The sequence below is a fragment of the Sphingomonas sp. BLHR8 genome, from assembly GCF_056821725.1.
In genome coordinates this window covers 187,000-212,932 of sequence record NZ_JBPDIM010000001.1, presented here as the reverse complement: position 1 = coordinate 212,932, position 25,933 = coordinate 187,000, and the positions used below count along the sequence as shown (strand labels likewise).

Here is a 25,933-nt window from a genome sequence, read left to right as displayed (position 1 = left end):
GCGGCGGTCCGCCGCCGCGCCCGCGGCCCGTGTCAGCCTGCGGTCGGCGTCGCCGGCGCAGCGACAGCGCCAGCCACCGCACGCGCGCTCTGACCCGCGCCCACCGGTGCGGCCAGAATGTCGCGGGTGACGGTGCCCTTGTCGACCACCGCCGTCGCTGGATCGCCGACGTTCGAGCGGATGCCGTCTTCCGACCGGCCGATCGCGTTCAGCATCGACGTTTCGACTTGGCTGCGCGGGGCCGGACCGCCGAACAGCGCGCGCAGCGTTTCCTGGGCGGTATTGTTCTGCGTCGGCTGCGGCGCGCCGGGCTGCGGCGGCTGCAGTCCGTAATCCGGCGGGATCACCAGCGGCGCCGCGCGCGTCACCGCGAATTCGTCGGGACGACTGCGGGAAAAGAGGCCGGTCGAACCGCACGCCGTCAACAGCGTCGCAGCGCCGGTCAGCGCGATCAGCGCAGCGGTGGACTTGGAGTTCATCGGGTCACTTCCTCTGTCGCGCGGGGGGTGGCCGCGCCGGTGTTGGCATCCTTGTCGCGCACCAGCAGCGAGCGCGCAATCAAAAGCAGCACGCCGATGCTGATCGCGGCATCCGCCACATTGAAGATGGCGAACGGTCGAAACTCGCCGAAATGCAGGTCGGCATAATCGATGACATAGCCCAGCCGCGCGCGGTCGATGATGTTGCCGATCGCCCCGCCGAGGATCATCCCCAAGGGGATCGCATCGGCGCGCACCCGTTCCCGCCGCAGCCACACCGCGATGGCGATGGCAATCCCGGCGGTCAGCGCCACCAGCAGCCAGCGCCCGGTGTCGGTGCTCGCCGACAGCGCGCCAAAGCTCACCCCGAAATTGCGCATGAAGGTGAGGTCGAAGAACGACACCAGCCGGATCTGGCCGATCGTCTCCAGCGACAGCGGATAGACGATGACCCATTTCACGATCTGGTCGACCAGCGCGATGACGGCGGCAAGGCCAAAGCCCAGCGCGGGCGCGGAGAGGCGGCGGCGGTCGGTCACGCCGTGCTCAATACCGTCGCGCACCGCTCGCACAAGCCGCCGTCCGCCGGAACCTCCGGCCGATGCCGCCAGCAGCGACCGCATTTTGCGTCGTCAGTGCGGCGGATCGTCACCGCTTCGCCGCTCCCCGGAACGACCGCGGCGGTGATGAACATCTCGGAGAGGTCGGTCGCCCCCGCCGTGCCGCTGGCGTCGCCCGGCAGCGTCACCTCGGCCTCGAGGCCGGAACCCAGCACCTTGTCCCGGCGCAGCGGCTCGATCGCTTCGTTGACCTCGGTGCGCAGCCCGCGGATGGCATTCCACCGCGCGATGAACATGTCGTCCGCGCCCGCGCTCGGCAGGTCGAGCCATTCGAGCAGGTGCACGCTGACGCCGTTGGGGTAGCGCATCCCCCACACCTCTTCGCTCGTGAACACCAGCACCGGCGCGGCGTAGCGGACCAGCGCGTGGAACAGCGTATCGAGCACGCTTCGGCACGCCCGCCGACGCGGGTCGTCCGCCGCGTCGCAATAGAGGCTGTCCTTGCGGATATCGAAGTAGAAGGCCGAAAGGTCGTTGTTGCAGAAGTCGATCAGCGTGCGGGTATAGAGGTTGAAGTCATAATCCTCGACCGCTTGCCGCAGCGTCGCATCGACGCGCTCGAGCAGCGCCAGCACATAACGTTCAAGTTCGGGCATCGCCGCGACCTCGACCCGCTCCGCCTCGTCAAACCCCGCCAGCGCCCCGAGCAGATAGCGGAACGTGTTCCTGAGCTTGCGATACTGGTCGGCCACCCCTTTCAGGATCTCGTCACCGATGCGGTGGTCCTCGGTATAGTCGACCGACAGCGCCCACAGCCGGATGATGTCCGCGCCGTTCGTCTCCATGACCTTCAATGGATCGACCGTGTTGCCGAGGCTCTTCGACATTTTGAGCCCCTTGGCGTCCATCGTGAAGCCGTGGGTCAGCACCTGGTCATAGGGCGCGCGGCCGCGGGTGGCACAGCTTTGCAGCAGCGACGACTGGAACCAGCCGCGATGCTGGTCGCTCCCTTCGAGATATAGGTCGGCGGGCCAGCGCAGCTCGGGCCAGCGGCCGCTTTCCAGCGTGAAAACGTGCGTGCAGCCCGAATCGAACCACACGTCGAGGATGTCGGTGACGCGCTCATAGTCCGCGGGGTCGCGCTCCGGGCCGAGCAGCGCGGCGGCGTTGGCGTCGCTCCACGCGTCCACCCCGCCCTCGCGCACCGCCGCGACGATGCGTTCGTTCACCTCTGGGTCGACCAGATATTGCCCGGTGCGGCGATCGACGAACAGCGTGATCGGCACGCCCCACGCGCGCTGACGGCTCAGCACCCAGTCGGGCCGCCCCTCCACCATGCTGGCGATGCGGTTGCGCCCCTTCGCCGGCACCCAGCGCACGCGGTCGATCTCAGTCAGCGCGGTCTGGCGGAGGGTGGGAACCCCTCCACCATCCTGCGGATGGTCCCCCTCCCCATCCATGGATGGGGAGGATCGATCCTCCCCGGCCCCGCCGGGGAGAGGGGTCAGCGAAGCTGGTGGAGGGGTTCTCTCCCGATCCATCGGCACGAACCATTGCGGCGTGCAGCGATAGATCACCTTCGCCTTGGACCGCCACGAATGCGGATAGCTGTGGCGGTAGTCGGCACTCGCCGCCAGCAGTGCCCCGGCCGCGCGCAAGTCGGAGCAGATCGGCCCACCGGGCGCGTTGAACTTGGGGTTGATGACCGACCCCTGTCCACCGAGCCACGCCCAGTCGGCGCGATATTTCCCGTCGCCCTCGACCGCGAACACCGGTTCGATGCCGTGCGCCTTGCACAGATCGAAATCGTCCTCGCCATGGTCAGGCGACATGTGGACAAGCCCCGTGCCGCTGTCAGTCGTAACGAAGTCGCCAGGCAGGAACGGCCGCGGGCGAAGGAAGAATTCGGCGAGGGGGGAGGCGGAGTCGATGCCGACAAACCCCTCCCCTTCAGGGGAGGGGTTGGGGTGGGGTGTCGCGGTTTGCTCAGCGCCAGCCGGAGAGACCCCACCCCCGGCCCCTCCCCTGAAGGGGAGGGGGGAGGAAAAGTGCTCGGCCATCGGATGCCGCGCGACGGTGCCGGCGAGGTCACTTCCCCGACCGCGCCAACTTTCGAGCAAGATAGGCGCCGCAATCCCATCGGCCTCGCGGGTGAACGCAGATTCGAGACGATCGCGAAAGTTTTGAACTAGTTCGCTTGCAACTAGAAAGCTTTTGCCAGCCAAGAGGTTAAGAAGGTGGAAGGGGTACGGCGGTGCCCCATTTGCTCCGACGATTGCGGTTTGGTTTACTGAAAGTCCTCGCAGCAAAACATACTCAACCTCCGGCCCATAAGCGATCGCCTGATTGACCGGGATGGTCCACGGCGTGGTCGTCCAAACCACCGCATAAGCGCCGATCAGCTCCGGAATCGGCGAGTCTGTGATTTCGAACGCGACGTCGATCTGGGTGGAAACGATCTCCTCATACTCGACCTCCGCCTCCGCCAGCGCGGTTTTCTCGACGGGGCTCCACATCACCGGCTTGGCGCCGCGGTAGAGCTGGCCGCTTTCGGCGAACTTTAGGAGCTCCGACACGATGGTCGCCTCGGCGGCATAATCCATCGTCAGATAGGGGTTGTCCCAGTCGGCGCTGACGCCCAGCCGCTTCAGCTGTTCGCGCTGCACCTCCACCCACTGCTGCGCATAGGCGCGGCATTCTGCCCGGAATTCGACGGGGTCGATCTGATCCTTGTCGAGCTTCTTCTTGCGATACTGCTCCTCGACCTTCCATTCGATGGGGAGGCCGTGACAGTCCCAGCCGGGGACGTAGGGCGCATCCTTGCCCAGCAGCGTCTGCGTGCGGACGACCATGTCCTTGAGGATGTGGTTCAGCGCATGGCCGATATGGATCGCGCCGTTGGCGTAGGGCGGGCCGTCGTGGAGGATGAACTTGTCGCGACCGGCGCGCGCCTCGCGGATGCGCTGGTACAGCCCCTCGCTCTCCCACCGCGCGAGAATGCCCGGTTCCTTCTGCGGCAGCCCGGCTTTCATCGGAAAGTCGGTCGCGGGCAGGAAGACCGTGGAGCGATAGTCGGGCGTTTCAGTCATATCGCCCGGCGCTTTAGGGGCGCCGCGCGCTCGCGCAAACCCCCGTCAACGTCGCAGCTCAGGCGCCGAGCAGCGAGCGCGCCTGCGCTTCATCGCGGCGCATCTGTTCGACCAACGCGTCGAGGCCGTCGAACTTCGCCTCGTCACGCAGATGCGCGATCAGCTGCACCTCCATCGCGCGGTCATAGAGGTCGCCGCGGAAATCGAAGAGATAGGTTTCGAGCAGCTCGACCGGCGGCTCGATCGTCGGACGGACGCCGATGTTGGCAACGCCCGGGCGCCACGTCCCCTCCCCCGCCATTCGCGCGCGCACCGCATAAATGCCGTAGCGGGGGCGCAAATAGTCGCCGAGACTGAGGTTGGCGGTCGGATAACCGAGCTGCCGCCCGAGCTTCGCGCCATGCTCCACCACCCCCTCGATGGCGAAGGGTCGGGTGAGCAGCCGCGTCGCGGAGTCGCAATCGCCCCGGCGCAGCGCCTCGCGAATGCGGCTGGAGGAGATCGCCCCCTCCACATCCGCCAGCGCCGCCACACGGGTGTAGGCGAATCCGCCCCGCTCCGCCGCCCGGGCGAGCGTATCGCCATTGCCGCCGCGCCCGCGCCCGTAAACAAAGTCCTCACCGGTGACGACGCCGGCGACCGCCAACCGCTCGATCAGAAACTGCCGCTCGAATGCGGGGGCGTCGAGGCTCGCGAAGGCTCCGTTGAAGTCGATCACCAGCGTCGCATCCGCCCCCGCCTCGGCAAACAGTCGCGCGCGCTGGTCGATGGTGGTCAGGCGAAAGGGCGGTGCATCGGGACGGAACAGCCGCACCGGATGCGGATCGAAGGTCGCGACCATCGTTGGCACGCCCTGCCGCCGCGCGAGGGCGACGGCCCCCGCCACCACCGCCTGATGCCCGGCATGGAAGCCGTCGAAATTGCCCAGCGCGACCGCTCCGCCGCGAAACTCGGCGGGCAGCGTGTCGCGCGCATGCAGGATCAAGGGGGGGCGGCCAGTCACGCGCGCAAGGTCAGGCGGCATCGGCTCGAAGCAATGTCACGAATTCGAACGCCGGACGCCCCTCCTCGGCTGCGAAGGATTCGCGCGCGGTCTCGCGCCACTGCCGCGGATCGGGCGCGTCGATGGCGGCATCGCCCTCCGGCGCGCAATGCACCTCGGTCAGTTCGATGCGATCGGCCACCGGCAGGAACAGGCGGTAGATTTCGGCACCGCCGATCACGAACACATGCGGCGCGTTGGCCAGCCGCAGGGCGCCTTCGACGTCGTGCACCACCTCCGCCCCGTCCGCGCTCCAGTCGGGATTGCGGGTGAGCACGATGTGGCGCCGCCCCTCGAGAACACCCGGCAGCGATTCGAACGTCTTGCGGCCCATGATCATCGGCCGCCCCATCGTCAGCCGCTTGAACCGGCGGAGGTCTTCGGGGACGCGCCAGGGCAGCCTGCCGTTGTGACCGATCACGCCATTGTCGGCCCGCGCCAGCAGCAGCACGATCTCCGGCCGGTTCATGCCCCCCGCGCCGCCCCGCGCACCCAGGTGACGTGCCCCATCTTGCGCCCGGCCCGGCCATGGCCCTTGCCGTAGAGGTGGAGGTGCGCCTGCCTGTCCGCGAACAGCTCCCGCCAGCGGTCGACTTGGTCGCCGATCAGGTTGCGCATCTCGACCGCCGTGCCGATGCGATCGGCCGCGCCCACGGGCAGCCCAACCACTGCGCGAATGTGGTTTTCAAACTGGCTGGTGACCGCGCCCTCGATCGTCCAGTGGCCGCTGTTGTGCACGCGCGGCGCCATTTCGTTGAACACCGCGCCGTCCTCGCACGCGAACCACTCCACCGCGAGCACGCCGACATGGTCGAGCGCGTGGGCAAGCCGCATCGATTGCTCGATCGCCGCAGCGCAGTGGCGCGCGACGGCGGACTCGGCGGGCACGTTCGAGCGCACTAAAATGCCGCCGTCGTGACGGTTCTGCGGGCACTCCCATAGCGCAGTATTTTCGTCGAGACAGCGCGCGATCAGCACCGAAAACTCGCCGACGAACGGCACCACCGCCTCGAGCACGGCCCGGCGTTCGCCGATCGCCGCCCATGCGCCCGCCGCGTCATCCGACGACGTAAGCCGCACCTGCCCCTTGCCGTCATATCCCTCGCGCGCGCTCTTGAGGATGCCCGCCCCGCCCAGCCGCGTCAGCGCCGGTGCGATGTCGTCGGCGCGCTCGATCACCGCATATTTGGCGACCCGCACCCCTTCGCTTTCCGCGAAGCGCTTTTCCTCGACGCGATCCTGGGCGATGCGCAGGCTCGTCGCGCCCGGCCGAACCGGCACGCGCGCCGCCAGCCGCTCCACCGCCGCCAGCGGCACATTCTCGAACTCGAGCGTCACGACATCGACCGCGGCGGCAAAAGCGTCGAGCGCCGCTTCATCGTTCCACGCCGCCCGCGTCACCCGGTCGGCGACGCTCCCCGCGACCGGCGCGTCTTCGGGTGCGTAGATATGACAGCGGTATCCGATCTGCGCGGCGGCGATGGCCAGCATCCGGCCGAGCTGGCCGCCGCCGAGAATGCCGATGGTCGAACCGGGGGGTAGCGGCTGATGGCTCATCCCGCGCGTTCCGGCCGGTCACGCACCGCCGCCGTGCGCGCGCCGCGCCACGCGTCGAGCCGCTGCGCGAGCTCCGCGTCGGTGGTTGCGAGGATCGCTGCGGCGAGCAGGCCGGCATTGGCCGCTCCCGCCTCGCCGATGGCGAGCGTCCCCACCGGCACGCCCGCGGGCATCTGCGCGATCGACAGCAGCGAATCCATGCCCGACAGCGCCTTGCTCTCGACCGGCACGCCCAGCACCGGCACGCGGGTCAGCGCGGCGATCATGCCGGGCAGGTGCGCCGCCCCGCCGGCGCCCGCGATGATGACAGAATAGCCCGCCCCGGCCGCCCCACGCGCGAAATCATACATGCGCTCGGGGGTGCGGTGCGCCGAAACGATGCGCACGTCGCTGGCGATGCCCAGTTCATCCAGCACCTCGACCGCGCGCGCCATCGTCGCCCAGTCGGACTGGCTGCCCATAACCACGGCCACCGCCGGTTGCGGGTCGGTGGTGGGTGGCAACGGCTGGGGCACCTTTGTCCTCCGCGATCCGATCGGCAGGCGGCCGCCCCGATGGCGCTGCCCCTCTCTCCCCATCGCGCCTAGCAAGCCCCGCCCTCGCTTCGCAAGGCGAACGCTCCACATAAGTTACGCCGGGAACCAATCCTTAAGCCTATCTGCTATACCCGCCTGCGATGGGTTGATTTGGGCAGGGGCTGGTGCGTCCAATAGCGGGGTCTGAGGTAGCAAAGGCTGGGAGTTCGTCGGCCGACGAATTCGCGCTGCTACGCGAAGAAAACGCCGCACTCCGGCGGGAGAACCGCTCGCTGTCGATCGCGCTGGCGGAGATGGAGCGCATCGCCGAACGCGACATGCTGACGCCGCTCCATAACCGGCGTTACTTCCTGTCCGCGCTGCATCAGCGTCTCGCCCGCGTGTCGCGCTATGGCGACAGCATGGCGCTGGTGTATGTGGACGTCGACGGCCTCAAGCACATCAACGACACGCACGGCCACGGGGCGGGCGACTTTGCGCTCATCGAAATCGCGCGGATCATCTCCTCGTCGGTGCGTACGGTCGACGTGCTCGCCCGCATCGGCGGCGACGAATTCGGGCTCATCCTCGAACAGGTGACGATAAAGGAGGCGGAGGACAAACTCACCCGCTTGATGGAGCAGATCGACAATACCGACTGCTGCTACGACGGGGCCCAGATCGCGCTGAAGGCCTCGTTCGGCGTCACCATGATCGACGGGGACGACAGCGCGGAGGATCTGCTCGGACGCGCCGACGCCGCCATGTACGCCGCCAAACGTGACCGCCGCCGCTGCGAATATCAGGTGATTATGGACGACTCCGCGGTCCCTGCGGACCATCGACTCCGGGCGTCCCCTGCATCATCTGCTGCATCATCCGCTGCTGCGCGATAAGCTGTTCGACTTCCGCCCGGCTCTTCGCGTCCTTCACTTCCACCGTGAAATTGAGCGGGCTGTTGGCCGGGATCGCGCCGGTCTGCCGGTCGCCGTAGCCCAGTGCTGCGGGGATGCGCACGCGATACTGGCCACCGATCCGCATCCGCATCAGCGCCTGACGGAACCCGGGAACGACGCCCGCGACTTCGAGCGGGGCCTGTTCGTTGGCATCGAATACCGTGCCGTTGTCGAGCTTGCCTTCATATTTGACGAGGACGATGTCATCGGCGTTGATCGCGCGCCCCGTGCCTTCCTGCACCGTGGTGAAGCCGATGCGCGCCGGGTTCGACAGGAGAAGGGCATAGGCCAGCGCCGCCGCAATCAGCAGCCCGAGCCCCGCCCACAGCCATGTCAGACCCGATTTGCTCACCGGTCGCAGCGGAACAGCCGTGGCGGACATCGACGCACTTCTCCTTGTCGAGCGCGCACCCACGCGCCGCGGTCGCCGCTATAGCGGTGGCGGCGACGGGGGCAAGCCGGGGGTCTTCCGACCACCGCTCTTGCCGGCGAGAGCGCGATGGACTGACGCCAGCGCCTTCCTGGCCATCAGCGCAAACGAGAACGGCGCCCCGATCGGGACGCCGCATCATGACCGTGCCGCCCCACCGTGGGGGCGACCAGGTCGTCGAGCTTAACGAACGCCGTCGCGCTCGAGCCGCTTGCGCTCCATCTTGCGCGCGCGACGCACCGCGGCAGCGCGCTCACGGGCACGACGCTCGCTTGGCTTCTCATAGTGGCGGCGCAGCTTCATCTCGCGATACACGCCTTCACGCTGCAGCTTCTTCTTGAGAGCCCGAAGCGCCTGATCGACGTTGTTTTCGCGAACCACAATCTGCATAAAACCGCCACACACCTTTCGAAAATAGACTTCGCCACGCGTCGCGCAGCCACCGGAGCGAGGCCTCGGCGTCGGCCCACAGACCCGACGCAAACGCCCGAGCGCCACGAATCGCTCCGTGCCGTGCGCCGCACCTAGCGCAGCGCGCGTCGCGAAGCAACATGCCGACGCCGCCGCACGCCCGGGTTTGCAGTGGCCCTGCGCCGATGTTACCGCCCGCCGGTCGTCGCGCAGCCCCCCGGCCCCTCCCCAGCGCGTCGCGAGGAGTGCGCATGAGCTATTTCGCCCATCCCACCGCGGTCATCGACGACGGCGCAGACATCGGCGAAGGCACCAAGGTCTGGCACTTCAGCCACGTGTCTCCTGGCGCAAGGATCGGGCGTGCCTGTTCGCTCGGCCAGAATGTTTATGTCGGCAGCCGCGCGGTGGTGGGCGATCACTGCAAGGTCCAGAACAACGTCTCGCTCTACGACGCGGTCATCCTCGAGGATGGCGTGTTCGTCGGGCCGAGCGCAGTCTTCACCAACGTCATCAACCCGCGCGCGCAGGTCGAGCGCAAGGACGAATATCGCGAAACCCGCGTCCGCGCCGGCGCTTCGCTCGGCGCCAATTGCACCGTCGTCTGCGGCGTCACCATCGGCGCCTACGCACTCGTCGGCGCAGGCGCGGTCGTCACCCGCGACGTGCCCGACCACGCGCTCGTCACCGGCGTGCCCGCCCGCGTGATCGGCTGGGTCAGCCGCCACGGCGAACGGCTCGACCTCCCCGCCGAAGGCACCGGCGAAACCCAATGCCCCGCCACCGCCGAACGCTACCGGCTTGCGGAGGGCCGCCTGACGCGCGTCTAGGCGGCGCGGGCGATGACCCGCGCGATCAGGGCTTCCCACTGCGCGGCAATCCGCTCGACATCGAAGACTCGGACGCTGTCCCGTGCCGAAAGTGCCATGTCCGCGCGGCGTTCGTCGTTGCTCAGAAGTTCCCCAAGCGCGACGGCGAGGCCGCTCACCCGGTCGGGCGTGTCGGATGCGAGCAGGCCATTGCGTCCATCGTCGATCAGGTCGCGCACCCCGTCACACGCCGCGAAGCCGACGCTCGGCAGCCCCGCCGTCAGCGCCTCGGCGAGCGCAAGGCCCTGACTTTCGTAGAGCGAGGGCAGCACGAACGCCGAAGCGGAGCCGTATTCGCGCGAAATTTCCCGGACCGAGCCCGGCAACGTCACCCGCCCGGCCAGCCCCGCCGCCGCGACCTGCGCCTCCAGCGCGTCCCGCATGGCGCCTTCGCCCACGATCCGCAGATCCCAGTCCGGGTGCGCGGGAGCGATCCGCGCAAAGGCCTCGACCAGCGTCGACAAATCCTTTTCCGGCCGCAGACCAGCAACGCATAACAGGCGAGGCCGCCCCGCCTTCTCTGTGACCACCTGACCTTCCTGGGAAGGTTGCACATCGACCGGGTTCGGGATGACCGTCATGCGCCGCTGCATGGACGCTGGGAAAGTGCGCTTCATCGCCTCCGAAACGGCGGTCATCGCCGCCAGGCGCCACGACGTCGCGCGCAGCAGTGCCCACTCGACGGGTCGCCCCGCATAATGCGCCTGCACCGTATGTTCGCTGCCGATCAGCCGAGCGCCGGTCCCCACCGCCGCCATCGCGAGAAAAACATACGAGCTGTGCAGAAAGCCGATCGCACAATCCGGACGGAGCTCGACCAACAGCCGGCGGAGTGCGGGGATACGGCGTAGCGCGTCGGCGACCGTCGCAGGCTGGTCGACCGCGCCCTGGTGCAACGACCGGAACTGCACGCGCGCGTCATAGGGGTAGAAGGGCGTAGTCCCTTGCGGGTCGAACGATGCCACGGTGACGGCATGGCCCCGGCGCGCCAGCGCACTCGCCACCACCGACAACACTTTTTCAGCGCCACCGCCCTCCGACGCGATGGATTTGACAAGGAACAGCAGTCGCCAGGTCGCGACGGGCCAGTCAGCGGTATGCGGCACTTGTCACTCCGTCAGTCAGGGAGGTTCTTACGTGGGCTTGCGCGCATTGCGCCGCGCCGCGATCGCACCACGCAGCGGGGCGAGGTGGACCAGGCCGAGCGCCGCGACCGCCAGCGCAAAGACGAGCACCAGGCCGACGCCCGCGAACACGCCGCCCCCCGCCACTTCGAACCCGACGGCGGCGAGCGCCGCGAAGACGAGCAGGGCGAGCCCGATGCGCACGCCGCGCATGGGGACCGGATAATGGCGGCCCGACCGCCACAGCCAGATCCCCAGGAACAGCGCCGCCGACGCCATGGTCGCCAGCGCCGCGCCGAGCAGCCCGAACGGCTTCACCATCGCGACGCTGAAGGCGACGCTCGAAACGCCGCCGAGAATTGCCACCCACATCTGTTCGATCGTGCGCCGCGCCAGGGCAAAACCGGGACCGAAAATATACATTTGCTGCATGAGGAAGGCCGGCGCCAGCAGTAGCACGATCAGCCCGACCCCCGCATAGCGATCGTATCCGAATGCGTGGAGAACAGGGTCGATCAACAGCCCCATCGCCAGCGCCATCAGCAGCCCGACCGCAGTGACGATCTCGAACACCCGCGAGACCAGCCGCGGCGTGTCGGGGTGCTGATGGTGCGCATAGACGTGCGGCATCAGCGCGGCCTGCACGCCGAGGATGACGAGGCTGGGAATCGTCGCCAGCTGGCTTGCGAAAAAGAACCGGCCGACATCGCTCAGCGGCATTTCGTCATTGACGACAAAGCGCGATCCATAAACCCCGAGCAGCACGGCGAGGCTCCCCGGCACCAACGGCAGCGAAAAGCGCAGCATGTCGGACAGCTTTGCCCGGTCGATGCGCGCCCACAACGCTCCGCGCAGCCGCCACAGCGACCACGCCAGCACCAGCATGATGCCGATCGTCTGGCCGGCGATGACGCCCGCCAGCCGGTCGTCGGCCAGGAACGCTCCGGCCACCGCGAGACCGAGCGGCAGCAGCGCCTGAGCGACGCTTGCCCAGAAAAAATCCCACACCCGCATTTCCCAGCGGAACAGCGTCTGCGTGAAATAGACGAGCGTCGTCGCGACGAAGAAGCCCGCCGCCAGCCGGAGATAGAGCGCAATGTCCGTATCGGCACTCAGCCAGCCGCCCAACGTGGGCGCCGCGACCAGCATGACGATCCCCCCGCCGGCCATCGTCAGCAGCGTGAACCACCAGGCCGTCCCGACGAACGAAGCGCGCTCCGTCCCCTCGCTATCGGCGAGGTTGCGCGCCATCCCCTGGCTTACCTCGAGCGGGAGCATGTTGACGAACGCGGCGACCGCGTTGAGCAGCCCCAGCACGCCATATTGCGTCGGGCTGAGGAAAAACGGGAAGATCGCCAGCATCGCCACCTGACCGCTCCGCGCGATCAGGGTCGCCACGCTATAAACGGCGACGCTGGCGCCGAACCTCATGGCTAGCCGTTCGCGATGAGCGGGCGATAGGCCGCCTGCTCTGCGGCCACGATCGTGTCGGAGTCGGTCAAAGCCTCGGCACGCGAACGGATGGCGGTCGACAAGCGTTGCCGGAGCGCCGGATCTTGCATGACGGCGAGAGCGGCCTCGCCCATGGCCTGCCAATCCCCTTGCTGAATCAGAAATCCGGTCACATCGCTTTCGACAAGGTCAGAGATGGATGAATCGATATCGTAGGCGATAGGCGGCGCGCCGGACATCGACGTCTCGAGTAGCGCTATCCCTGTGACAGGTGAGAGGACCACACACTCCGGCGCGAGTCGGGTGAGCACGGATTGTCCCATGAGACCAAGAAAGTTCACGCGTTCAGCGACACCGAGCGTCTCGGCAAGAGCCTGCAACCGCCCCAGTTCGGAACCTTGCCCGGCGATTAGCAGCACCGCATCTGATACGTGTTTGGCGACGATCGCGAACGCGCGGATAGCATCCCCGACTAATTTTTCGGGCTCTAGCCGGGCGACCGTCAACAGTAATTTCGTATTCGGACGAATTCCGAGGCGGCGTCGTTCGTCCTCCGTCAGTCGCGCGCGCTCCAGCGGGGGCACGCGATGCTCGGGCACGAGGTTCTTGCCGACGCGAAGGACGAATATCCGCGGCGCCGGAACGCCGCACCGCTCCGCTTGCTCGGCCACGGTGTGGCTTCCAGCCGCCACCTTGTCCGCACGCCGCAAGACATACCCAAACAACGCTTGTTCCAGCCAGCGCCACGGGATGAGCTTGGGATAGGCCGTTCGGCCAGTATTTTGGTAGTTGAGTTCAAAATTGGCGTAGATGTGTACGACCAGCGGCCGACCCGTCCGCCGTTTCAACCAGTACCCAAACAAGCCTGAATAAAGCGGGTCAGTCGCCGAGATCAAAGACAGCTTTTCGTCCCGAATAAGCCGCGCGATACGGCGAAGCAGCCGTGCTTGCGTAACGATCAGATTGATCGGCGCGAGAACGCGCGGCAGGTTCAGCGCCATCGCCTTGGCTTCGACAACCACCTGACGTTCGCTAAAGCGGATTGTTTCTACCGGCGCGGCCATTTCGCGGACGCGGTCAGCAAAAGGGTGAAGCCCTATAACCCTTTTAAAGAAGCCGCCGCTGTGACGCGCATCGAAAAACTGCCGATGCTGACGGCGCAGCAACTCGCTGACGGTATAGGCCTGATCGATATAGAGGCAGGACGGTTGGTCGTCTGTCGCGAACTCAGTCATTGAACCGCGCCGGCAGGGCGTCGTTAACGGGCAGGAAGCGCGCGCGAAAACCAACCATCCAGCGAACGAAGGCCACCTCGTTCCTCCGACCGGTCTTGTGGTAGCGTTTGCTTGCTAGATCGAACAGACTAATGTTTCTCGAACGAACGCCGTCCCAGTCGGCCAATTCACCAACGACATAGAGATGCTGATCGTCGAAAGAAACTTCAGCGGGATCATCCACCCAAATAACGGGAGCGCCCGCTGCGGCTGAATTATATTCTTGGATGAAGTCTTTCATCATCTCAATCTTGTCGCCGAGCGTCGGTGTCTTCCAAAAATTGAGCTTGTCGGTCACGTCCTTCGCCGGAACGCCGGCGTAGGTGTGGCCAGCCTCTGCGGACTTTGTCAAAACGGCACCGGTCATGATTACAGCGCGCCGTCCCAGCGTCAGCCCCGGAGAAATGACCGCACCTCCGACGATCCAGACGTCGTCCTCGACGGTGACGGGGTGCTCACCATAAAGGGTGCACCCCTCAAGCAGTTCGCCGCTTGCCACGTGAGTCCAGATATGACTTCCGGTGCCGACGCGAACATTATTTCCCAGCGTCAGCGTCTCGGTGCAATTCAGGATGCTTTGTTGCCCGATCCAGCAGTTGTGTCCGATCCGGATCGGCTGGTATCCCGACGTGAGCGAACTGTTGTGAAGCTGAGCATAGTCCCCCATCACGAAATCCGGGACCAGTATCTGGTTCGCGAAGCCCACAAATGATTGGTCCCCGACCCACAACCGAGCGCAGGGCTTTCCGAGACCCTTGATCGTCGTTCCGCGCTCGATGATCGTGCCCGCACCGATGTGGACTTCGCGCGCTTCGATCGTGACATCCGGACCGATGACGGCGCCATCGCCGATCGTCGCATGCTCGCACAGGATCTTCGCGTTGTCCGAAATCTGCGCGCGCGCAAATTCGCCTGGCATCAGACGGTTCATTTGGATGACTCCATCAGCTGGCTCAGATTGAGCAGCGACCAGATCAGCAGCCGCCGGTTCTTTTCCCCGTCGAGGTGCTGGCCCACCAGCCGGTGCACCGCGCCGCGATCGAGCACGTCGTACAGCGCGCTGTCGCGGTCGAGCAGCCGCTCGCGCACAAAGTCGATGCTCTCGCCCTTGAACCAGCTCGCATCGGGCGCGGAGAAGCCCTGCTTTTCCGCATCGGCGATTTCGGGCGGGATGAACGACCGCATCACGTCGCGCAGGATCTGCTTGCCGTCCTTGGTCTTGCCGAAAAACTTCGCGGATTTGTCGCCCGGCTCATTCTCGTCGATGCGCATCACGTCGGCGAGATTGTTGAGCTTGAGGTGGACTGGACAGCGCATCGCGAAATCGACGAGGTCGTTGTCGAGGAAGGGCACCCGGCTTTCGAGGCTGTGCGCCATCGACAGCTTGTCTTCGACCACCAGCAGCCCGTGCAGGAACGTCTTCGCCTCGAAATAGAGCGAGTGGTTGATATAGGTTTCGGGCGCGTTGAGGCGATCGTCGTGATGGCGGAACACGCTGCGGAAAATCTCGCGCGTGTCGACGTCGGCGACTTCGCCCGCGATCGGGGCGAACACCGCCGACCGCTCCTCATCGGTCAACATGCGCTGCCAGAAGGCATAATAGCGGTCGACATAATCGTCGAAGCCCGCGACGTTGACCGCGCGATAATAACGCCACGGATAGCCGCCGAATAGCTCATCGCCACCCGCGCCGCTCATCACCACCTTGACGAATTTGGAGGCGAGCTGCGCTGCGTAGAAATTGGGGTAGGACTGGCCAACCCGCGGCTCTTCGAGATGATAGGCGAGCCGCCCCATGGCGCGCTCCATGTCACCCGCCTTCAGCACCATCTCATATTGTTCGGTGCCGAAACGATAGCTCATGCGCTCCGCCCGCGCGCGCTCGTCATAGGCAAGCTCGATGCCGCTCGCCGAGGACAGATCGAAGCCGCAGGTGAAGGTCTTGAGACAGGGATATGAGGTCGCCGCGATGGCGGTGATCGAGCCTGAATCCATGCCCCCCGACAGGTAACTGCCGAGTTCGACGTCGGTAACCATCTGGCGCGTCACCGCCTTGCGGAACAGCCGGTCGAGCTCCTCGCGATATTCCTCGTCGCGCGCCGGATCGCCGGGCTCGTGGAAATCGAAATCCCAATATTGCTCGACCTTCAGCGAGCTGGCGCCACCGCCGACGTCGAACGTCGCATAATGCCCCGGCGGCAGCAGCCGCACCCCGTCCACCAGCGTGCGGTCGGTGAAGATGTTCTGAAATGTCAGATATTCGAACAGCCCGGCCGTATCGAGCTTGTCCTCCACCTGCCGACTGGCGAGGATCGCCTTCTGCTCCGACCCGAACGCCAGCCACTGGCCGGTCAGCGCATAGTAAAGAGGCTTTATGCCATATCGGTCGCGCGCGAGCAGCAGCTTACGCTCCTTGCGATCCCACAGCGCAAAGGCGAACATGCCGTTGAACCGTTCGAGCGCCCCGGTGCCCCATTGGACCAGCGCGTTGAGCACCACTTCGCTGTCGGTGCGCGAGCGGAACTGATGGCCGTGCGTCTCCAGCTCCGCGCGCAGCTCGCGGAAATTGTAGATCTCGCCATTGTAAATAAGGACATAGCGCTGGTCGGCGCTGAGCATCGGCTGATGGCCCGCCGGCGACAGGTCGATGATCGCCAGCCGCCGGTGGCCGAAGCCGACATTGCCGTCGACCCAGTGCCCTTCGCCATCCGGCCCGCGATGGGCAATGGCATCGGTCATGCGCTGAAGGACTGCCGGCGATACCGGCCGACCGTCGACGCCGATCAGTCCGGCGATGCCGCACATGGCGTTATTTCACGAACCGGCCGGTGTGGCAGGCTTCCTCGCTGTGGACGAAATCCGGCCGAAAACCAGCGTCGGCCAGCATCGCATGGAATTCATCCGCGCTGTAGCGGAATGCCGTGCTGGGCGCATACCAGTCGAAATTGGTCATCAACGACGCTTCATCGCCCATGTCTTCGTTCCAGAAGCATTTGATAAAGTTCCAGTAGATGAAACGCTGCAGATCCTGCGGCCCGCCCTTGATCCCCAGCGCCGGCATGTCCGGCACGTCGATGGTGACGTCGAGGTCGGTCAGGATCTTGCCGAGGTCGGTCAGCTGACGGCTCAGATCCCAAATCTCCGCCCGCGACATTTCCTTCGACTTCTCGCGGAAATGTTCATCGAGCAATTCGCGGGGCAGCGCCTTCTTGGAATAGACGTAGGTATTGAGCACGCCGTTGGCGCTCAGAATGCGCGCAAATTCGCGCACGGTCGCCGGCGGACTGTCGGTGTGGTGCAGCACCTGGTCGCAGCTGACGAGATCGATCGTGCCGTCGCGGAAGGGCGTCTTGGCGATGTCGCCCTGCACGAACAGCATGTTGGGATAGTCGGCGTACCGCTGCGCCGCCAGCCGGACCGACTCCGACAGGTCCATCGCAATGACCGTCGCATGCGGCGCCAGCCGCGCCATCCATGCCCCCTTGAAACCGACGCCACAGCCAGCATCGAGAATCACTTTCTTGTCGGCGAGGAATGCCGCCACTTCGCCTTCGTTCGCGAAGCCGTAGCTGCGGCAGTACCAGTCGAGCTGGAACCGCTTCCACTCCTCGTCCTCGTCGTCGAGACCTTGATCGATCGCCACCCATTTTTCGGAGAAGGCGTCGTTGGTGTGGACTTCATTGTCCGACGCCCCCGCCAGCGACGCGCGATACAGGTTGTCCTGCTTTTCGGGCAGGTCCCTAAAAAGCGCCTCGTCAGCGATGGTCGCCATCTTTCCCAATCCTTTCAGGCGCCGAAGCGCAAAGTCAGCGTCGGGCGATCAGATCGCCCGCAGCGCATCGACGACATAGGCGTAATCTTCGCGCTCCATGCGGTTGTGGAGCGGGATGGCCATGGTGTTGGCGTCGCACGCCTTGGCGCCCGGGAAATCGTCGGCACCATGGCCGAGCCGGTCGCGATAATAGCCGAGCATGTGCACCGCGTGCGTGCCGGGGCGGGTTGCGACCCCCTTCGACTGCAGGATGTCCATGATGCGATTGCGCGGCATCGGCGCCTTGTCGGGGTCGACATAGGTGACGAACGCCTGCCAGGCATGCCGGCCGTTTTCCGGAAATACGGGCATCCGCAGCCAGTCGATCGCCGCGAGCTGGTCGCGATAATATTCCGCCCACTGCTGCCGTTCGTCGATGAACTGGTCGAGCTTGGTCAGCTGCACCTGCCCCACCGCGCCCTGCAGGTCGGTCATGCGGTAGTTGTAGCCGAGCAGGTTGAACTCCGGCAGCAGATAGGGCTGCGGGCCGTTGTGGCGCTGCTCTTCGGAGATCGACGCACCGTGGTTGCGCAGCATGTTGGCGACGTCGGCGAGCTCCGCGTCGTTGGTCGTGACCATGCCGCCTTCACCCGTCGTGATCGACTTTCGCGGGTGGAACGAAAACACTGCCGCTTCGCCGAGCCCGCCCGCCGGCGTGCCGCGATAGGATGCACCCGCCGCGCAAGCACCGTCCTCGACCAGCTTGACGTGCGCCGGCACCGCCGCGCGCACCGCGTCCATGTCCGCGCACAGCCCGAACAGGTGCACCGGAATCACCGCCTTGGTGCGCTCGGTCACCTTGCGGGCGAGGTCCTTGGGGCAGATGTTGTAGGTGGTCGGATCGACGTCGCACAGCACCGGCGTCGCGCCGCAATAGACGACGACGTTGGCCGTAGCGACCCAGGTGAAGGACGGCACGATCACCTCGTCGCCCGGCCCGATTCCCATCGCTGCGAGGACGAGGTGCAGCCCGGTGGTGCAGCTCGTCACCGCCAGCGCGTGATCGACCTGATGCCGCTCGGCAAAGGCCTTCTCGAACCCTGCCACCGCCGGCCCCTGCGTCAGCCAGCCGCTCATCAGCGGCTCGCGGCACGCCTGCCATTCATCCTCCCCGGTGTGCGGGAGGGCGATGTGGATCTTGCGCATGCTATCCTGGCTCATGCTTCGACTCCCGCGGCGGCACGGCGCGCCTCGACCTCGGCCTTGTGCGCGGCGCGCCAGGCGATCAGCTTTTCGAGGCCCTCGCGCAGCTCGATCTCGGCGGTGAAGTTGATCTCGCGGCTTGCCTTGGCGGGATCGCCGATGCGGTTGCGCACCAGCGTCGCGGTGCTGCGCGGCGCATATTGGACCGGCTGGTTGGAGCCGGTCAGCACGATCAGCTGCTCCGCCAGCTCCTTGAGCGAGGTGCGGCGACCGGTGCCGACATTGTAGAATTCGTCGGTCGCGTCGGCCTGCATCGCGCGGACATTGGCGAGCGCGCAATCCTCCACCGCCACGAAATCGAACGCTTCGGACCCGTCGCCGAGGATCGTCGGCGCCTCACCCCGGTCGATCGCGTCGAGCATCTTCATGATCACCGCGATATACGCCCCGCGATAATCCTGCCGCGGGCCATAGACGTTCATGTACCGCAGCCCGACATAGTCGAGGCCGTAGCGGTGGTGGAACGCGCGCAGCATGGCTTCGCCGCAGATCTTGGTCGCGCCGTAGAAGTTCTGGTTGTTGAAGGGATGGTCCTCGGCCATCGGTTCGGTCACCGCATCGCCATAGACCGACGCGGACGATGAATAGACCAGCCGCTTTACGTCGTTCTTCACGCACGCCTGCATGACGTTGAACGTGCCCTTCACGTTCACGTCGAACGCCGTCTGCGGATATTCGTGGCACTGCAGCAGCCACAGCGCGGCGAAGTGGAACACCCCGTCGGCGCCCTTGATCGCGGAATCGAGGATGTCGGTCTGCAGGATGTCGCCGCCGACGTCGTAGATTTTCACCCGCGGATCGCGCAGCGCGTCGGCCAGGTTTTCCTGCCGTCCACGGACGAAATTGTCGTAAATCAGGACTTCGCCCACGTCGTGCTGCAGCAGGCGGTCGACCGTGTGCGAGCCGATCAGGCCGGCGCCGCCGACGACGACCAGCTTCTTGCCATCAATATTCATGGGATCTCACTTCAGGACGAAGGTTTCGCAGATGTGACGCGCGAGCGGAAAAGCGCTCGTGAACGCGGGCGAGATGGCGTTAAGCACATGTGTCGATGAGGGTCCAGCCTCGACCAGAAAGTCGGTCACCAGTTCGCCGGTCGACCGCCGCAGCATTTGCGCGCGGATGCCGACTTTATCGCACGGTTTCAAATGCTCGGGACGCAGGCGCGGCAGGATCGCGCGCGCCGCGTCGGCGAACCACGGTTTGAAGTAACGCCGCCCCTCGACCCAGGCGAGCCGGCGGAAACCGTTGCGTCCGGCGACGAACTGGCGGGTGAGATGCCCGCCGATGCGCCCGAGCTCCCCCGCGCTCACCCCTTGGAGCCCGCGATAATTCTCGCGGCCGAACGCAGGCACCGCGGTCGGGCCGATATAGACGGTGCCGTTGATCGCCGTCGTCGTGTGCACGCCCAGGAACGGGACGCGCAGGTCGGGCACGGGATAGATCAGGTGGCGGATGTCGAAACCCGCCGCCGGGTCGAGCTTCCAGTAGAGGCCCTTGAACGGCAGCAGCTCGTAATCGTCGCCCACCCCGAACTTGTGCGCGACGCTGTCGGCATGCAGCCCGGCGGTGTTGATGACGTGGCCGTAGCTGACCGTCTCGCCCCCCCACTCGAGCGTGCACGCCGCCGCGTCGACCCGCCCCAGCGTGCCCCCGCACAGCACCTCGATCCCTGCCGCGCGAACATCGCCCAGCACCGATGCGAAGCAGGCCGCGCTGTCGACGACGGAGGTCGAGCGCACCAGCAGCGCCTCGCCCCCGGCGGAGCGCGCTTCCGGCTCGACCCGCGGCAGATCGTCGGCACCGATGCGCTCGACATCGACGCCATTCTCGCGCCCGCGCGCCTCGAGCAGGTCGAGCTGCGGGCGGTCGTCGTCGTGAGCCGCCACCAGCAGCTTGCCGATGCGATTGAGCGGCAGGCCGCGCTCCTCGCAATAGGCAATCCATTCGAACATCCCCTGCCGGCACACCCGCGCCTTGAGCGAGGCGGCAGGATAATAGATGCCGCTGTGCAGCACGCCGCTGTTGCGCCCGCTCGAATGACGCCCCGGCTCCGGCTCCTTCTCGAGCACGACGACGTGCGCCCCCGGCTCGCGGCGCTTCAATTCGAGCGCCAGCGTCAGGCCGACGATGCCGCCGCCGATGATCAGAAAGTCCGCGCTGCGCATCAGCGGGCCTTCACCGCCTCCACCAGCGCGGCGACGATCGCGTCCTGCTGCGCGTCTTCGAGGTACGGGTGCATCGGCAGGCTCATCACCCGCGCCGCCGCCGCATCCGCACGCGGCGTTTCGCCGCCGCCGCAGCGACCCGCATAGGCCGGCTGGCGGTTGAGCGGGATCGGATAGTGCACCGCGGTCGGCACCCCCGCCGCCTTCAGCCGCTCCTGCACGCCGGCGCGGTCGTCGACGAAGACGCTGTACTGGCCGAACACGCTGGTCCGGCCGGGCCGCTGCTGCACGCGCGCGATCCCCGCGTCGTCGAGCAGCCGGTTGTAGCGCGCGCCGATCGCCAGCCGCCGCTCGACCTCCCAGTCGAACCGTTTGAGCTTCGCCAGCACCACCGCACATTGCAGCGTGTCCATCCGTCCGCCGACGCCGATCCGGGTGTGGGTGTAGCGCTTCGATTGGCCGTGCACGCGGATCTCGCGGCACGCCTGCGCGATGTCGGGGTCGTGCGCGAAGATCGCGCCGCCATCGCCATAACAACCGAGCGGCTTGGACGGGAAAAAGCTGGTGCAGGTGATCGGCGCGAGATTGCCGATCCGCCGCGTTTCATTGCCGCGCCCGCGATACTCCGCACCGAAACTTTGCGCCGCATCGTCGATCACGGGGAGACCATGCGCTTCGCCGATGGAGTTGATCTCGTCCATGTCCGCCGGCTGGCCGTAGAGGCTGACCGGGATGATCGCGCGGGTGCGATCCGTGATCAGCGGCGCGATCGCCTCCGGGTCGATGTTGCACGTGTCGGGGTGAATGTCCGCGAACACCGGCGTTGCACCGAGCAGCGCGATGGTCTCCGCCGTCGCGGCAAAGGTGAACGGCGTGGTGATAACCTCGTCGCCCGCCCCGATGCCGAGCGCCATCATGCTGATCAGCAGCGCCTCGGTCCCGCTCGCGACGGAAATGCAGTGCGGCGCGCCGGTATAGTCGCACAGCGCCTGCTCCATCGCCGCGACCTCGGGCCCCATGATATATTGCCCATGGTCGAGCACGCCCTGAATGGCGGCGTCGACGTCGCTTTTGAGGTCCGCATATTGCGACTTGAGATCGATGAATTGCATCGCGCGCGCCTTCACCCTCAGCCGGCTGAACGCGCGATGAGCGGGTGGCGGTCGCCGCTCAGCGAGCCGCTCTGCGGAACCGCCTCGCGGATGGCGGCGACCGTCTCGATCGCGGGCAGCGTGTCCGCCAGCGCAAAGCCGTTGCCGGCCAGGATCTGCTGATAGCTGGCGACGTGAAGGTCGGTGAACCCGCCCGAAAATTCGATCTGGTCGCCATCGACGGTGATCGACCGGAACGTGCGCTGCCCGGCCGAGCGCGCCGCCTCGGGAATGTCGGCGACGTCGATCGACAGGAACCAGCGCACCCGCGCGCGCTCATATTCGAGGTAGCCGCTTGCCCGCGTCGGCTCGCTGACATGGACGCGGTTGTCCTGCAGCGCTCCGAACAGGAACCCCAACATGTCAAAGAAATGCACGCCGATGTTGGTGGCGATGCCGCCCGACTTCTTGTCGTCGCCCTTCCACGAATGGATGTACCAGGTGCCGCGCCCGGTGATGTAGGTCAGCTCCACCTCGCGCTTGGGCGCATCGGGGGCGTCGGCGGCGAACTTCTCGCGCAGGCGCATGATCTCCGGGTGCAGCCGCAGCTGGAGGATGGTCCACGCCCGCCGGCCGGTGGCGCGCTCCGCCTCGATCAGCCCTTCGATGTTGCGCGGGTTGAGCGCGATCGGCTTCTCGCAGATCGCGTCGGCATCCGACCGCAGGGCAAAGCGGATGTGCGAATCGTGGAGGTAATTGGGCGAACAGATCGAGACATAATCGACCGCATCGCCCGAAGCCGAGCGCCGCATCTTGTCGACGTGCCGGTCAAACCGCTCGAATTCCGTGAAGAAACTGCTGTCGGGAAAGTAGCCGTCGATCACGCCGACCGAATCCGAAGGATCGAGCGCGGCCACCAACCGGTTTCCGGTCTCTTTGATGGCGTGCATGTGGCGCGGGGCGATATAACCGGCGGCGCCGATCAGAGCGAAATTCTTTGGGGATTGCACGCGTAGTCCTCAATGCTTCGGGCCGCTTCGCAGTGGCGGCTCGCACTAGCCGACGCCATTTCGCTCCGCAAGTTGGCGCCCGAAGCATGGCGGCCCGGCGGCTCCAGGGGCCGCGCGTCACTGATCGCGCAGTTCAGACGTTGCTCATCGGCCCGGCGGCAATGCTGCGCGGCGCACATGAAAGGGACGATGTGACCACGACGCTCGACCGCCGCCTGTTCCTCCTCTCCGGCGCCGCCGGCCTCGCCGCCAGCGCGATCCCCTCCGCGGCGCGCGCGGCGGGCGATTTTCGCCCCGAGGATTTCGGCGCGCGCGGCGACGGTCGCAGCGACGATACCGACGCCTTCGCCCGCATGTCGCGCGCAGTGGTCGCCGCGGGCGGCGGGCGCATCATCCTGTCGCGCAAGACCTACATGGTCGGTCGGCAAACGCCCGGCCGCCCCCCGCAATATCGCTACGAACCCTCACCGATCATCGATCTTGAAGGGCTGCGCTCCGGGGTCACCATCGACGGCAACGGCGCGACGCTGCGCGCCAATCCGGGCGCGCGCTACGGCAGCTTCGACGAACGCGGCGCGCCCCTGCGCCCGCGCATGCCATTCTACGACGGCCGCGCGCTCGCCAGCCCCTACCGCTTCATGATCCGCGTCGCGCGCAGTCGCGGCCCGGTCGTCATCCGCAACCTCAAGCTCGACGGCAACATCGCCGCCATGCGGCTGGGCGGCGAATGGGGCGACACCGGCTGGCAGATCCCGATGACCGGCGTCGCGCTGATCGACAATGCGGGGAGCGAGCTCCTGGCCGACCTCGAGCTCATCAATCACGGCCAGGACGGGCTGCTGATCGACGGGCCAAATGCCGGCGCGCAGACCACCCGCCGCATCGAACGCGTGCGCGCGATCGGCAACGGGCGGCAGGGCTGCAGCATCATCGGCGGCCGTGGCTATCGCTTCTCGGCTTGCGAATTCAGCCGCACCGGGCGCGGGCCCGTCGCCAGCAACCCCGGCGCCGGCGTCGACATCGAAGCCGAAGCGGGCAAGCAGGTGCGCGACATCGCCTTCGCCGACTGCGTCTTCGACGACAATATGGGCGCCGGCATGGTCGCCGACAGCGGTCCGAGCGAAGGCGTCAGCTTCACCCGCTGCCGCTTTGTCGGCATCACCAACTGGGCGGCGTGGCCATCCAAGCCGCGCTTCCGTTTCGACCAGTGCCTGTTCGTCGGGGCCGTTGTGCGCGCCTTTGCCAGCCCCAACCCGGCGCTCGCCACGCAGTTCGTCGACTGCCGCTTCACCGATCGCGACCCCGCGAGCGGCCGCCGCGGCTACGGCGCGGACGGCTCGACCCCGATCGTCGACTTGGGCGGCAGCCACCAGGCGGGGCTCAATGTCGCGTTCGTGCGCTGCACCTTCGATCTCGTGCACGGCGGCAAGCTGCCGTGGACCGCGGGCACCATCTACGACAGCGTGACCATGAACCAGGCGAGCGCCACGCCCTCCTATCCGCGCGGCGTCTATCGCGGGCGCAGCACCATCCGCGGCCCGGCCGTTCTCGCCTCCACCCGCGTCGAAGGCGAAGTCACGCTCAACGGACGCCCGGTGCGGTAATCCCCGCCGCGTCGGCCTGCACGCGCTCGCGCAGGCGGATGCGGGACAGCGCCGCATCGCAGCGTTTCTCGATGGCGAGGTAGAACAGGTAGCTCAGCGCGACGGTCGGCGGGATCGCCAGCATCCACATCCAGTAACTGGTCATGTCGCGCTGCGACACGCCGAACATACGCTCGATCAGAAAGCTCGCGAACGCGATGATCTGCATGTGGACGATGTAGAGCGAATAGCTGAAATGGCCCCAATTGAGCCACTTGCGATCGTAAAGACTTGAAGGGACGTTGCCGATCAAAAGGACGGCAATGGGCGCGGTCATCAAACTGGTGATCGTATTCCACCCGCCCAGAACCTGGTTCTTGAGGAACCAGATTACGACGAAGCTGACTGCAAACACTAGCAACAGCTGCCGCCCGCCGAGGCGCGGTATCCGATCCTGATGATGATAGGCCGCCGCGCCGATCATGAAGAACACGAGCAAGCCAAAGAAATATTGGTAGAATACGGCGCCGAAGCGCGTCGGGTCCTCGTATATGCCGAGGATCAGCATCCCCCCGATGGCCATCGCGACCGAGAGACCAAGGATCAACATCGTCCGCGATCGACCCGCCAGCAGCAACGGACACAGCGCATAGAACATGACCTCATGCGGCAATGACCAGAAGGGCGCGGTCAGCCACGAGCTGACCTTGACGTATAGCAGCATCAATATGGCATCGAGCGGTCCCCAGCCCGTGCGCGCCACCTCGGTCGCGATCGTATTCGGTTCGGGCGATCGCAGGATGATCGCGGCGAACAGAAATGCCACCGCCACCGCCGCCGCATAGGGCGGCCAGATGCGGATGAGCCGCTTCTTGTAAAAGCTGAGCGTCGACTCCGATTGGCGAAAACTGTGCGCCATCGCGAACCCGCTCATCACGAAGAACAGGATGACCGCCTCGGTGCCGAGGCTCGTCAACTGCAGCAGCGCCAGTGCGACATAGTCGAGCACGCCAAGCTCTCTGACCTGAGAGAGATGCGCTCCCCCGGCGAACAGATGCCCGCGGGCATGGCCGATGACGACATACAGGGCCGCCGCGCCACGCAGAAAATCGAGCCGTCGTGACGGCACCCGCGCTGTCCGCGCGGGGGTAGTCGGTTCGACGACGTGTGCGGGTGCGTCGCGCTGCGACGTCACGACGAACGGGTGAGCACCCGCGTCCGATTCCAACATCCCTAATCAAGCCCCAGACCACGCGCGGACCCGCAGCACACCGCCTCAACCCCTCGATGCGCCCCGCCCCACCGGTGCGCA

At 66.3% G+C, this 25,933-nt stretch carries 24 protein-coding genes; 3 read left to right on the top strand and 21 right to left on the bottom strand.

All coding sequences use genetic code 11. The features are described from left to right. Positions 1 to 32 precede the first annotated feature (32 nt). Genes ACRYJK_RS01110 through purE form a run of 7 tightly spaced genes read right to left on the bottom strand, consistent with a single transcriptional unit; the run spans position 33 to position 7,188 of the window. The gene (locus tag ACRYJK_RS01110) at positions 33 to 479 is read right to left on the bottom strand and encodes a DUF3035 domain-containing protein (RefSeq protein WP_482665750.1); all 447 of its coding nucleotides are present in this window, start codon (positions 477 to 479) and stop codon (positions 33 to 35) included. Then, positions 476 to 1,018, bottom strand: a complete 543-nt coding sequence (gene lspA / locus ACRYJK_RS01105) for a signal peptidase II (protein ID WP_482665749.1) — start codon at positions 1,016 to 1,018, stop codon at positions 476 to 478. Before lspA ends, ACRYJK_RS01110 begins: the two co-directional genes overlap by 4 nt. Then, positions 1,015 to 4,128 (bottom strand): isoleucine--tRNA ligase, encoded by a 3,114-nt coding sequence (locus tag ACRYJK_RS01100; protein WP_482665748.1) that lies wholly within the window; start codon positions 4,126 to 4,128, stop codon positions 1,015 to 1,017. The genes lspA and ACRYJK_RS01100 overlap by 4 nt, the downstream gene beginning before the upstream one ends. 58 nt (positions 4,129 to 4,186) lie before the next feature. Further along, on the bottom strand, positions 4,187 to 5,113 hold the full coding sequence (locus tag ACRYJK_RS01095) for a bifunctional riboflavin kinase/FAD synthetase (RefSeq protein WP_482665747.1): 927 nt from the start codon (positions 5,111 to 5,113) through the stop codon (positions 4,187 to 4,189). A 28-nt stretch (positions 5,114 to 5,141) separates the two neighbouring features. Beyond that, on the bottom strand, positions 5,142 to 5,639 hold the full coding sequence (locus ACRYJK_RS01090; protein WP_482665746.1) for a dihydrofolate reductase: 498 nt from the start codon (positions 5,637 to 5,639) through the stop codon (positions 5,142 to 5,144). Further along, complete coding sequence (locus tag ACRYJK_RS01085) at positions 5,636 to 6,727, bottom strand: 5-(carboxyamino)imidazole ribonucleotide synthase (protein ID WP_482665745.1); 1,092 nt, start codon at positions 6,725 to 6,727, stop codon at positions 5,636 to 5,638. The genes ACRYJK_RS01090 and ACRYJK_RS01085 overlap by 4 nt, the downstream gene beginning before the upstream one ends. After that, positions 6,724 to 7,188, bottom strand: coding sequence for a 5-(carboxyamino)imidazole ribonucleotide mutase (gene purE, locus ACRYJK_RS01080; RefSeq protein ID WP_482667363.1), 465 nt, complete (start codon positions 7,186 to 7,188; stop codon positions 6,724 to 6,726). Before purE ends, ACRYJK_RS01085 begins: the two co-directional genes overlap by 4 nt. A 239-nt stretch (positions 7,189 to 7,427) precedes the next feature. On the opposite strand from purE, the gene ACRYJK_RS01075 reads away from it, so the two are divergent. After that, on the top strand, positions 7,428 to 8,138 hold the full coding sequence (locus ACRYJK_RS01075; protein WP_482665744.1) for a GGDEF domain-containing protein: 711 nt from the start codon (positions 7,428 to 7,430) through the stop codon (positions 8,136 to 8,138). On the opposite strand, the gene ACRYJK_RS01070 is transcribed toward ACRYJK_RS01075, so the two are convergent. Together ACRYJK_RS01070 and rpsU are read right to left on the bottom strand one after the other, a co-directional pair. Continuing rightward, a complete protein-coding gene (locus ACRYJK_RS01070; RefSeq protein ID WP_482665743.1) occupies positions 8,053 to 8,580 on the bottom strand; it encodes an FKBP-type peptidyl-prolyl cis-trans isomerase in 528 nt (175 codons plus the stop codon). The genes ACRYJK_RS01075 and ACRYJK_RS01070 overlap by 86 nt on opposite strands. A 231-nt stretch (positions 8,581 to 8,811) precedes the next feature. Beyond that, positions 8,812 to 9,018 (bottom strand): 30S ribosomal protein S21, encoded by a 207-nt coding sequence (rpsU, locus tag ACRYJK_RS01065; RefSeq protein ID WP_482667362.1) that lies wholly within the window; start codon positions 9,016 to 9,018, stop codon positions 8,812 to 8,814. Between the two features lie 272 nt (positions 9,019 to 9,290). Between rpsU and ACRYJK_RS01060 the strand changes: the two genes are divergently transcribed. After that, entirely contained in the window at positions 9,291 to 9,866 is a 576-nt protein-coding gene (locus tag ACRYJK_RS01060) for an acyltransferase (protein ID WP_482665742.1), read from the top strand. Here the strand turns inward: ACRYJK_RS01060 and ACRYJK_RS01055 are convergent. Genes ACRYJK_RS01055 through ACRYJK_RS01005 form a run of 11 tightly spaced genes read right to left on the bottom strand, consistent with a single transcriptional unit; the run spans position 9,863 to position 23,038 of the window. Further along, positions 9,863 to 11,011, bottom strand: coding sequence for a glycosyltransferase family 4 protein (locus ACRYJK_RS01055; RefSeq protein ID WP_482665741.1), 1,149 nt, complete (start codon positions 11,009 to 11,011; stop codon positions 9,863 to 9,865). The two genes, ACRYJK_RS01060 and ACRYJK_RS01055, sit on opposite strands and share 4 nt — an antisense overlap. Before the next feature lie 27 nt (positions 11,012 to 11,038). Continuing rightward, positions 11,039 to 12,460: a lipopolysaccharide biosynthesis protein gene (locus ACRYJK_RS01050; RefSeq protein ID WP_482665740.1), complete on the bottom strand. Its 1,422-nt coding sequence runs from the start codon at positions 12,458 to 12,460 to the stop codon at positions 11,039 to 11,041. A 2-nt stretch (positions 12,461 to 12,462) separates the two neighbouring features. Further along, complete coding sequence (locus ACRYJK_RS01045; RefSeq protein WP_482665739.1) at positions 12,463 to 13,716, bottom strand: glycosyltransferase family 4 protein; 1,254 nt, start codon at positions 13,714 to 13,716, stop codon at positions 12,463 to 12,465. Continuing rightward, positions 13,709 to 14,686, bottom strand: coding sequence for an acyltransferase (locus ACRYJK_RS01040; RefSeq protein ID WP_482665738.1), 978 nt, complete (start codon positions 14,684 to 14,686; stop codon positions 13,709 to 13,711). The genes ACRYJK_RS01045 and ACRYJK_RS01040 overlap by 8 nt, the downstream gene beginning before the upstream one ends. Then, on the bottom strand, positions 14,683 to 16,560 hold the full coding sequence (asnB, locus tag ACRYJK_RS01035; RefSeq protein WP_482665737.1) for an asparagine synthase (glutamine-hydrolyzing): 1,878 nt from the start codon (positions 16,558 to 16,560) through the stop codon (positions 14,683 to 14,685). The genes ACRYJK_RS01040 and asnB overlap by 4 nt, the downstream gene beginning before the upstream one ends. 4 nt (positions 16,561 to 16,564) lie before the next feature. Beyond that, complete coding sequence (locus tag ACRYJK_RS01030) at positions 16,565 to 17,527, bottom strand: class I SAM-dependent methyltransferase (protein WP_482665736.1); 963 nt, start codon at positions 17,525 to 17,527, stop codon at positions 16,565 to 16,567. Positions 17,528 to 17,575: 48 nt separating this feature from the next. Next, positions 17,576 to 18,727, bottom strand: a complete 1,152-nt coding sequence (locus ACRYJK_RS01025; protein WP_482665735.1) for a DegT/DnrJ/EryC1/StrS family aminotransferase — start codon at positions 18,725 to 18,727, stop codon at positions 17,576 to 17,578. Then, on the bottom strand, positions 18,724 to 19,725 hold the full coding sequence (locus tag ACRYJK_RS01020; protein ID WP_482665734.1) for an NAD-dependent epimerase/dehydratase family protein: 1,002 nt from the start codon (positions 19,723 to 19,725) through the stop codon (positions 18,724 to 18,726). Before ACRYJK_RS01020 ends, ACRYJK_RS01025 begins: the two co-directional genes overlap by 4 nt. A gap of 6 nt (positions 19,726 to 19,731) precedes the next feature. Further along, the gene (lhgO, locus tag ACRYJK_RS01015; protein WP_482665733.1) at positions 19,732 to 20,937 is read right to left on the bottom strand and encodes an L-2-hydroxyglutarate oxidase; all 1,206 of its coding nucleotides are present in this window, start codon (positions 20,935 to 20,937) and stop codon (positions 19,732 to 19,734) included. Continuing rightward, positions 20,937 to 22,049 carry a DegT/DnrJ/EryC1/StrS family aminotransferase gene (locus ACRYJK_RS01010; RefSeq protein WP_482665732.1) on the bottom strand — a complete coding sequence of 371 codons (1,113 nt, stop codon included), beginning with the start codon at positions 22,047 to 22,049 and terminating at the stop codon, positions 20,937 to 20,939. Before ACRYJK_RS01010 ends, lhgO begins: the two co-directional genes overlap by 1 nt. 17 nt (positions 22,050 to 22,066) lie before the next feature. Then, positions 22,067 to 23,038 carry a Gfo/Idh/MocA family oxidoreductase gene (locus ACRYJK_RS01005; protein WP_482665731.1) on the bottom strand — a complete coding sequence of 324 codons (972 nt, stop codon included), beginning with the start codon at positions 23,036 to 23,038 and terminating at the stop codon, positions 22,067 to 22,069. A gap of 191 nt (positions 23,039 to 23,229) precedes the next feature. Between ACRYJK_RS01005 and ACRYJK_RS01000 the strand changes: the two genes are divergently transcribed. Continuing rightward, positions 23,230 to 24,642, top strand: coding sequence for a pectate lyase family protein (locus ACRYJK_RS01000; protein WP_482665730.1), 1,413 nt, complete (start codon positions 23,230 to 23,232; stop codon positions 24,640 to 24,642). On the opposite strand, the gene ACRYJK_RS00995 is transcribed toward ACRYJK_RS01000, so the two are convergent. Continuing rightward, positions 24,620 to 25,852: an acyltransferase family protein gene (locus tag ACRYJK_RS00995; protein WP_482665729.1), complete on the bottom strand. Its 1,233-nt coding sequence runs from the start codon at positions 25,850 to 25,852 to the stop codon at positions 24,620 to 24,622. The two genes, ACRYJK_RS01000 and ACRYJK_RS00995, sit on opposite strands and share 23 nt — an antisense overlap. Between the last annotated feature and the right edge of the window lie 81 nt (positions 25,853 to 25,933).